The following is a 7,400-nucleotide window of genomic DNA, read 5'->3' as shown; positions in this document are numbered from 1 at the left end:
ACGTCCTGATCGATGTCATGACCGACGATCCGATCTGGTGCGAGTGGTCAATTGCAAAGCTCAGACAGGCGGCCGGCGATGGTCCCCTGCTGATCAACGACGTGATCTATGCAGAGACGTCGATCGGCTATCCGAGTAGCGAAAGCGCAGAGGCCGCGCTTGAGAGGCTCCGAGTGCAACTCGTTTCGCTGCCGCGAGCCGCGCTCTTTCTCGCAGGAAGAGCCTTCGTGCAATACCGCCGAGCCGGCGGTCCGCGCACTGGCGTCTTGCCGGATTTTTCCATTGGCGCGCATGCCGAGGTGAAACGGTCGCCGTTGCTGACGCGCGATGCGCGGCGGTATCGCCATTGCTTTCCGACGGTCGAGCTTATTACGCCGGATGTAAACTGACCGCACCGGTTCTCTGACATGCCCCAAAAAGGTGAAGGGCCCCAGCTTGCGCTGGAGCCCTTCGACGGTTGCGGCATTGCCGGGTATGTGCCCCAACCGATCTGCTCGAAGCGTGCCGCGGACGATCAACCCGATCGTCCGCGTCGCGCTTACATGTTGTAGGCGCGTTCGGTGTGCTCGGTGACGTCGAGGCCTTCACGCTCGACTTCAACATTGACGCGCAGACCGACGATGACGTCGACGACCTTGAACAGGATCGCCGAGCCGACGCCTGACCACACCAGCGTGGTCGCGACAGCTTTGCACTGCGAGATCATCTGAGTGACCATGTCGTAGTCGCCGATCTTGCCGGCGACGTAGTCCATCACGCCCGTGCCGCCGAGGGCCGGGTTGACCAGGATGCCGGTGGCGAGCGCGCCGATGATGCCGCCGACGCAATGGACGCCGAACACATCGAGCGAGTCGTCATAGCCAAGCGCGTTCTTGATCACGGTGCAGAAGAACAGGCAGACGACGCCTGCGACCAGACCGAGAACCATCGCGCCCATCGGACCTGAATAGCCGCAGGCCGGGGTGACGGCGACGAGGCCGGCGACCGCGCCGGACGCCGCGCCGAGCAGCGACGGGTGACCCTTGGTCATCCATTCCGCGAACATCCAGGCCATCGCGGCAACCGCGGTGGCCAGGAAGGTGTTGGTCATCGCAAGGCCGGCGGTGCCGGAGGCTTCGAGGTTGGAGCCGACGTTGAAGCCGAACCAGCCGACCCACAGCAGGCAGGCGCCGATCATGGTCATGGTCAGCGAGTGCGGAGCCATCAGTTCCTTGCCGTAGCCGGTGCGCTTGCCGATGATCAGGCAACCGACCAGGCCAGCGATACCGGCATTGATGTGCACCACGGTGCCGCCCGCGAAGTCGAGGGCGCCCCACAGGAACACCTGGCCGGCATCGGCCATGACTTCATCCAGCTTGGCCTGTGCCGCAGCCTTCGCATCGGGAGCCGCCGCCGCGAGCGCCTTGGCAGCCGCCACGATGGCATCCGGTCCAGCCCAGTACCAAACCATGTGCGCGATCGGGAAGTAGATCAGCGTCACCCAGAGCGGGATGAACAGCGCGATCGCCGCGAACTTGGTGCGTTCGGCGAAGGCGCCGACGATCAGGCCCGGGGTGATGGCAGCGAAGGTCATCTGGAAGCAGAAGTAGACCAGTTCCGAGATGTTGGCGTCCGCGGTGAACGAAGCAGCCATCGAATCAGGCGTCACGCCGGCGAGGAACGCCTTCGAGAAGCCGCCGATATAGGCCGAACCGCCGGTGAAGGTGATGCTGTAGCCGTACAGGGCCCAGATGATCATCACGATGCAGGTCGTGTAGAGCACCTGCATCAGCACCGAGAGCATGTTCTTGGAGCGGACGAGGCCGCCGTAGAACAGCGCGAGGCCGGGGACGGTCATCAACAGTACCAGCACCGTCGACGTCATCATCCAGGCGTTATCGCCCTTGTTGACCGTGGGGTCGGCGTAGGCCGCTGTTGCGGCGAACAGGCCAACGGCGAATGCCGCCAGTCCCGCGCCGGAGGGACGCTTAAACGTCATGTGTTCGACTCCTAGATTGAAAGGGGGGTGAGCGCGAGATCAGAGGGCCGCAGCATCGGCTTCGCCGGTGCGAATGCGAACCGCATGGTCGAGTCCGATGACGAAGATCTTGCCGTCGCCGATCTGCCCGGTTTTCGCGGCGGTGGTGATGGCTTCGATGGTTTTGTCGACCTGATCCGAGGCGACAGCCACCTCGATCTTGATCTTGGGCAGGAAGCTCACCGCATATTCAGCACCGCGATAAATTTCCGTATGGCCCTTCTGCCGGCCATAGCCTTTGACTTCCGTCACCGTCAAACCATGAACGCCAATGGCGGTCAGGGCATCACGGACTTCCTCAAGCTTGAATGGCTTGATGATCGCCATAACAATTTTCATGGGTCCTATCCCCGCTTGGGCCCGGCCGGAAAACACGATCGGGCGATCTCGACTGAGGTTCACCACGCGGAGAAGTTCACTACGCGGGCACAGCCAGACCCAATAGAATCAAAAGCCGTGCCAGAGCCGTGGAATTCTCTAACAGTTTATGAATCCCCAGCTTTTCGGGTTTTGCGCGCAATGTCGGCAGGTGCGGTATTCGGTCGCGCCCAAGGACTAGGCAACATCGTCTAAAACAAAAGCATGACAGGCTATCGACATAATCCTGCTTATGAGGCAGGCAGAAAAAAGGTGTCTGCGTCCGGCTGATTGCGCGGATCGGCCCTTTTTTGCATAATCCGCAGGCCATCCAACTATCGCGGGAGAGTCCTCCCGGACGCAACCCCTATTTGGCGCAGGCTGGCGTTCCTGGCTTCGCCCGCATGCCGGACGATCCCGGATCGCGCCTTAAAGCGCGTCGGTGTCCGTCTCGCCGGTGCGGATACGGAGAGCGTGTTCGATCGGCGCTACGAAGATCTTGCCGTCGCCGATCTGGCCCGTGCGGGCATTCGACGAGATCACCTCGATCGCCTTGTCGACGATGTCGGAGGATACCGCGATCTCGAGCCGCAACTTGGGCAGGAAGTTCACCACATATTCAGCGCCGCGATACATCTCGGTGTGACCCTTCTGGCGGCCATAACCCTTCACCTCGGTGACGGTCATGCCGTGCACGCCAATCGCCGTCAGCGCCTGTCGCACTTCGTCCAGCTTGAAGGGTTTGATAATCGCAACGACGAGCTTCATGGTCACACTTTCTGCAACAAGTCCGCGCCAGCCCCCGGGCCAACGTCACGCCGAGTACCTCTATGCCAATCTTATCGGCATGGCGCGCGGAAAATAAGCGGAATCGTATGTGCGATTCCGACGCGGAGCATGCTACCGCTGGAGCAGGGCAACTCAGCCCGCCGGCTTTTCCCGCCGCTCGCGGATCGAACCTTCCTGCGCCACCGAGGCCACCAGCGTGCCGTCGGGTTTGAAGATCAGCCCGCGCGCCAGCCCGCGCCCGCTTTGCGCGCTGGGCGAATCCTGACTGTAGAGCAGCCATTCATCGGCACGAAACGGGCGGTGAAACCACATCGCGTGGTCCAGGCTGGCGGCCATCACCTGGCCATCGAACAGCGTGCGACCATAGCGCGCCATGATCGAATCCAGCAGGGAAAAATCCGAGGCATAGGCGAGCGCGCACATATGCAGCGCCGGATCGTCGGGCAGCTTCGCAGCGGTGCGAATCCAGATATTGATCCGGCCGTCGGGGACTTTGGTGCCGAAATAGCGCTGGAATTCCACCGGTCGCAATTCGATCGGACGGTCGGATTCATAATAGCGCCGGATGAAGTCCGGCATCTGGGTGATCAGCGGGTCCTTGGCGAGTTCTTCCGCCGTCAGCCGCTCCGGCGGCGGCACGTCGGGCATCTGGTCCTGGTGGTTGAAGGAATCCGCTTCCTCGGCGTGAAACGACACCATCATCGAGAAGATGGCCTGGCCATGCTGGATCGCGGTGACACGGCGGGTCGAATAGCTCTTGCCGTCGCGCAGCCGCTCGACCTGGTAGATGATGGGAATCTGCGGGTCGCCGGGCAGAATGAAATAGCAGTGCAACGAGTGCGGGAAGCGGCCTTCAGCAGTTCGGCACGACGCCACCATGGCCTGGCCAATCACCTGCCCTCCGAACACCCGCTGCCAGCGCGTCTTCGGGCTGCGGCCACGAAACATGTTCACCTCGATGGTTTCGAGGTCGAGAATGTCGAGCAGGTCGATCAGGCTCTTGGACATCAATCGTCTTTCGCTGCGCTCGGGATCGCCGGCGGGCCGAATCACCAGGTTTGAAGCCTCGGTTCAGCCCTTGTTTCACCTTCCTGTGTCGCCCAGCTATAAGCGCATGGCAACAGCAGGTACGGGCATCATGGCGGCACAACGAGGCATTGTCATCGCAGGCGGAGCGTTCGCGGGACTGGCGCTGGCGCTGGCCTTGCGACAGGGTCTGGGGCCCTCGCTGCCCATCATCGTGGCCGATCCCGCGCTGGCGACGCGGCCGAGCCGCGACCAGCGCTCCACGGCGATCGTGGCGGCCTGCCGGCGGCTGTTTGAAGTCCTCGACGTCTGGCCGCTGGTGGAAGCGCAGGCGCAGCCGATCCTCGACATGATCGTCACCGATTCCAACCTCGAAGACGCGACTCGGCCGACCTTTTTGACGTTTGGTGGCAATGTCGAACCCGGCCGGCCCTTCGCGCATATGGTCGAGAACCGGATGCTGATCGACCAGCTGGTAATCCGCGCCGAAGCCGAAGGCATTGACCTGCGCCCCACCGCGGTGACGACGTTTGCATCACGCCCCGACGGCGTCAGCGTTACCCTCGGCGATGGCAGCGTGATCGAGGCCGGCCTGCTGGTCGCCGCCGATGGCGCCCGATCGAAGTTGCGCGAGCGCGCCGGCATCGCGACCCATGGCTGGGATTATGACCAGTCCGGCATCGTCGTCACCGTCAGCCACGAGCGCGACCACGAGGGGCGCGCCGAGGAGCATTTTCTGCCAGCGGGTCCGTTTGCGATCCTGCCGCTGACGGGCCGGCGTTCATCGCTGGTGTGGACCGAGAAACGCGGCGAGGCCGCGCGCATCGTGGCGCTGCCGGAAGAGGAGTTCCAGGCCGAGCTCGACCAGCGCTTCGGGTTGCACCTCGGCGAGGTCAGGCTGCTCGACCGGCCGCGCGCGTTCCCGCTCGGTTATTTCGTCGCGCGCTCCTTCGTGGCCGAACGCCTGGTCCTGATCGGCGACGCCGCCCATGTGATCCATCCGATCGCGGGGCAGGGGCTCAATATGGGCCTGAAGGATGTCGCGGCGCTCGCGGAAACCATCGTGGACGCCGCGCGGCTCGGCATGGATTTCGGCCAGGCGGACGTGCTGGAGCGCTATCAGCAATGGCGCCGCTTCGACACCATGGCGATGGGCGTCGCCACCAATGCGCTCAACCTGCTGTTCTCGAATAAATCCACGGTGCTGCGCAATGTGCGCGATATCGGCCTCGGGCTGGTCGATCGGTTGCCGCCGTTGAAGAATGCCTTCATCCGCCAGGCGGCGGGACTGTCCGGCGAAATCCCGCGGCTGCTGAAGGGCGAGGCGCTCTGACCGTCATTGCGGGCGGGAGGGCGCAGCCCGAGCGGACCCGGAATCTGGTGATGGTTGAACAATTCGAGGTTCCGGGTTCGCTCGCAGCTCACGCGGCTCGCGCCCCGGAGCGACAGCCTGTTCAATCGATAGCGCGGGCTTCTTCCGGCAGCATGATCGGGATGCCGTCGCGGATCGGATAGGCCAGCTTTGCCTGGCGGGAAACCAGCTCCTGCCGCGATGCGTCGAATTCCAGCGGTCCTTTGGTGAGCGGGCACACCAGGATTTCGAGCAGCTTGGGATCGACGGTGCCTTCGGGGCGCTCGGTCGGGGTCATCATTGTTGCTGCGCTCCGGCGGGTTCGGTGATCATGGCTATTGCAGGCCTGTATCGCCGCTGGTGCGCTTCTTGGCGAGGTCCATCTCGGTGATGGCGACCAGGATTTCCGCACGCGTCTTCAGGTCCGGCGCTTCCAGCATGGCCTGCTTTTCCGGCGGCCCGTAGGGCGACATCATCGCCAGCGCGTTGACCAGCGCTTCATTGGGCGCATTCTCGATGCCTTCCCAGTCGACCTTCAGATTGTTGGCCTTGAGAAAGTCGGTCAGCACCGCCAGCAGCGCTTCGCGGTCGACTTCGTCCTCCCCCTTGCGCGCCGTGAAGTCGCCGAGGAACGGGAAGTAATCCACCTTGCATTGGCGATACGCCGTCAGCACGGTCAACTCTTCCAGCACCTTGAAACGCGTCACGCCGGTGAGTTCGAGGATATAGCGCCCGTCACCGGCTTCGGCGAGCTGGGTGATGCGGCCGACGCAGCCGACCCGGAACAGCGCCGGCTTGGCCTCGTCGGACGAATGCGACACGTCGGGCTGGATCATGCCGACGAGGCGATGACCGTCGCGAAACGAGTCATCGACCATCGCCAGATAGCGTTGCTCGAAGACGTTGAGTGGCATCTGACCGCGGGGCAGCAGCAGCGCCCCGGGCAGGGGAAACACCGGAATGATCTCTGGGAGATCACCGGGACCGTCGTAGTCGGCATTGATGGGCATGACCGGTTCCGATTCACCGCGGGAGAAATAATAAATTATGAAAAAAGAAGGGTGGATAGCCGCTTGCGGCCGTCCAGCGTGGCCTCGTCGGTGGGTCCCCAGGCTTCGAAAAACTGGACCAGCTGTTTGCGGGCGCCGTCCTCGTTCCACTTGCGGTCGCGCTTGACGATTTCCAGCAGATGGCTGATGGCCTCCGGGCGCTGGTTGGCGGCGTTCAGCGCGGTGGCGAGATCGAAGCGGGCCTGATGGTCGAGCGGATCGGCGGCGACCTTCTGCTCCAGCTCGGTCACCGGCCCGAGCGCATTGGCCTGCTCGAGCAGATCGATCCTGGTCTGCACGGCCTTGACCGCGGCGTCCTCGCGCTTGGCCGCCGGCACCAGCTCCAGTGTCTGCTTGGCCTGCTCGATCGCACCGCTTTCCAGGTAACAGCGGGCCAGACCGGCCAGCGCCGGGATGCTGGTGGCGTCAGCGGCAATGATCTCGCCGTAAATCGAGGCGGCGGTCGCCGGATCGCCTTCGGCGAGAATGGCCTCCGCCTCCTGCAACAGCTCGGCGGTGGTCGGCTCGGCACCGGGGATACCCGCGGTGAGCTTGTCGATGAAGGCGGTGACCTGGCTTTCCGGAACCGCGCCCATGAAGCCGTCAGCAGGCTGGCCGTTGACGAACGCGATCACGGCCGGGATCGACTGAATACCCATCTGGCCGGGAATCGCCGGATGCTCGTCAATGTTCATCTTGACCAGCTTGACCTTGCCCTTGGCGGCGCGGACCGCCTTCTCGATGATCGGGGTGAGCTGCCGGCAGGGGCCGCACCACGGCGCCCAGAAGTCGATCAGCACCGGCTGACGCT

9 protein-coding genes are annotated in these 7,400 nt (G+C 63.5%); 2 read left to right on the top strand and 7 right to left on the bottom strand.

The genetic code is table 11. The annotated features are described in order from the left end of the window. On the top strand, nucleotides 1–389 hold a 389-nt coding region (locus tag Q0S16_RS18170; RefSeq protein ID WP_295850977.1), incomplete at its 5' end, for a type II toxin-antitoxin system VapC family toxin. A gap of 149 nt (nucleotides 390–538) precedes the next feature. Here Q0S16_RS18170 and Q0S16_RS18165 read toward each other — a convergent pair. The 4 genes from Q0S16_RS18165 to tesB all read right to left on the bottom strand — a co-directional run bounded on the left by Q0S16_RS18165 (nucleotide 539) and on the right by tesB (nucleotide 4,171). Next, a complete protein-coding gene (locus tag Q0S16_RS18165; RefSeq protein WP_295850976.1) occupies nucleotides 539–1,978 on the bottom strand; it encodes an ammonium transporter in 1,440 nt (479 codons plus the stop codon). A 39-nt stretch (nucleotides 1,979–2,017) separates the two neighbouring features. Next, nucleotides 2,018–2,356: a P-II family nitrogen regulator gene (locus Q0S16_RS18160; RefSeq protein WP_295850980.1), complete on the bottom strand. Its 339-nt coding sequence runs from the start codon at nucleotides 2,354–2,356 to the stop codon at nucleotides 2,018–2,020. 447 nt (nucleotides 2,357–2,803) lie between these two features. Next, on the bottom strand, nucleotides 2,804–3,142 hold the full coding sequence (locus Q0S16_RS18155; protein WP_295850973.1) for a P-II family nitrogen regulator: 339 nt from the start codon (nucleotides 3,140–3,142) through the stop codon (nucleotides 2,804–2,806). A 153-nt stretch (nucleotides 3,143–3,295) separates the two neighbouring features. Beyond that, nucleotides 3,296–4,171, bottom strand: coding sequence for an acyl-CoA thioesterase II (gene tesB / locus Q0S16_RS18150; RefSeq protein WP_295850970.1), 876 nt, complete (start codon nucleotides 4,169–4,171; stop codon nucleotides 3,296–3,298). Between the two features lie 130 nt (nucleotides 4,172–4,301). Here tesB and Q0S16_RS18145 point away from each other — a divergent pair, with 130 nt between their 5' ends. Then, on the top strand, nucleotides 4,302–5,522 hold the full coding sequence (locus tag Q0S16_RS18145; RefSeq protein WP_295850965.1) for a ubiquinone biosynthesis hydroxylase: 1,221 nt from the start codon (nucleotides 4,302–4,304) through the stop codon (nucleotides 5,520–5,522). Nucleotides 5,523–5,643: 121 nt separating this feature from the next. On the opposite strand, the gene Q0S16_RS18140 is transcribed toward Q0S16_RS18145, so the two are convergent. From Q0S16_RS18140 to trxA, 3 genes are all read right to left on the bottom strand, one after another. Further along, nucleotides 5,644–5,841 (bottom strand): Trm112 family protein, encoded by a 198-nt coding sequence (locus tag Q0S16_RS18140; RefSeq protein WP_295850961.1) that lies wholly within the window; start codon nucleotides 5,839–5,841, stop codon nucleotides 5,644–5,646. A 34-nt stretch (nucleotides 5,842–5,875) separates the two neighbouring features. Beyond that, entirely contained in the window at nucleotides 5,876–6,550 is a 675-nt protein-coding gene (locus tag Q0S16_RS18135) for an LON peptidase substrate-binding domain-containing protein (RefSeq protein ID WP_295850958.1), read from the bottom strand. 35 nt (nucleotides 6,551–6,585) lie between these two features. Further along, nucleotides 6,586–7,400 (bottom strand): thioredoxin (gene trxA, locus Q0S16_RS18130; protein WP_295850955.1); only part of this gene is annotated, 815 nt, incomplete at its 5' end.

It is taken from the genome of Tardiphaga sp., assembly GCF_025356345.1.
Taxonomy (GTDB): Bacteria; Pseudomonadota; Alphaproteobacteria; order Rhizobiales; family Xanthobacteraceae; genus Tardiphaga.
This window is presented reverse-complemented; position numbering and strand designations above follow the sequence as displayed.

Bases quoted from the DNA above. Each gene is read 5' to 3' on its own strand.
- Q0S16_RS18165 (WP_295850976.1), bottom strand. From the start codon at position 1,978: ATGACGTTTAAGCGTCCCTCCGGCGCGGGACTGGCGGCATTCGCCGTT.
- Q0S16_RS18160 (WP_295850980.1), bottom strand. From the start codon at position 2,356: ATGAAAATTGTTATGGCGATCATCAAGCCATTCAAGCTTGAGGAAGTC.
- Q0S16_RS18155 (WP_295850973.1), bottom strand. From the start codon at position 3,142: ATGAAGCTCGTCGTTGCGATTATCAAACCCTTCAAGCTGGACGAAGTG.
- tesB (WP_295850970.1), bottom strand. From the start codon at position 4,171: ATGTCCAAGAGCCTGATCGACCTGCTCGACATTCTCGACCTCGAAACC.
- Q0S16_RS18145 (WP_295850965.1), top strand. From the start codon at position 4,302: ATGGCGGCACAACGAGGCATTGTCATCGCAGGCGGAGCGTTCGCGGGA.
- Q0S16_RS18140 (WP_295850961.1), bottom strand. From the start codon at position 5,841: ATGATGACCCCGACCGAGCGCCCCGAAGGCACCGTCGATCCCAAGCTG.
- Q0S16_RS18135 (WP_295850958.1), bottom strand. From the start codon at position 6,550: ATGCCCATCAATGCCGACTACGACGGTCCCGGTGATCTCCCAGAGATC.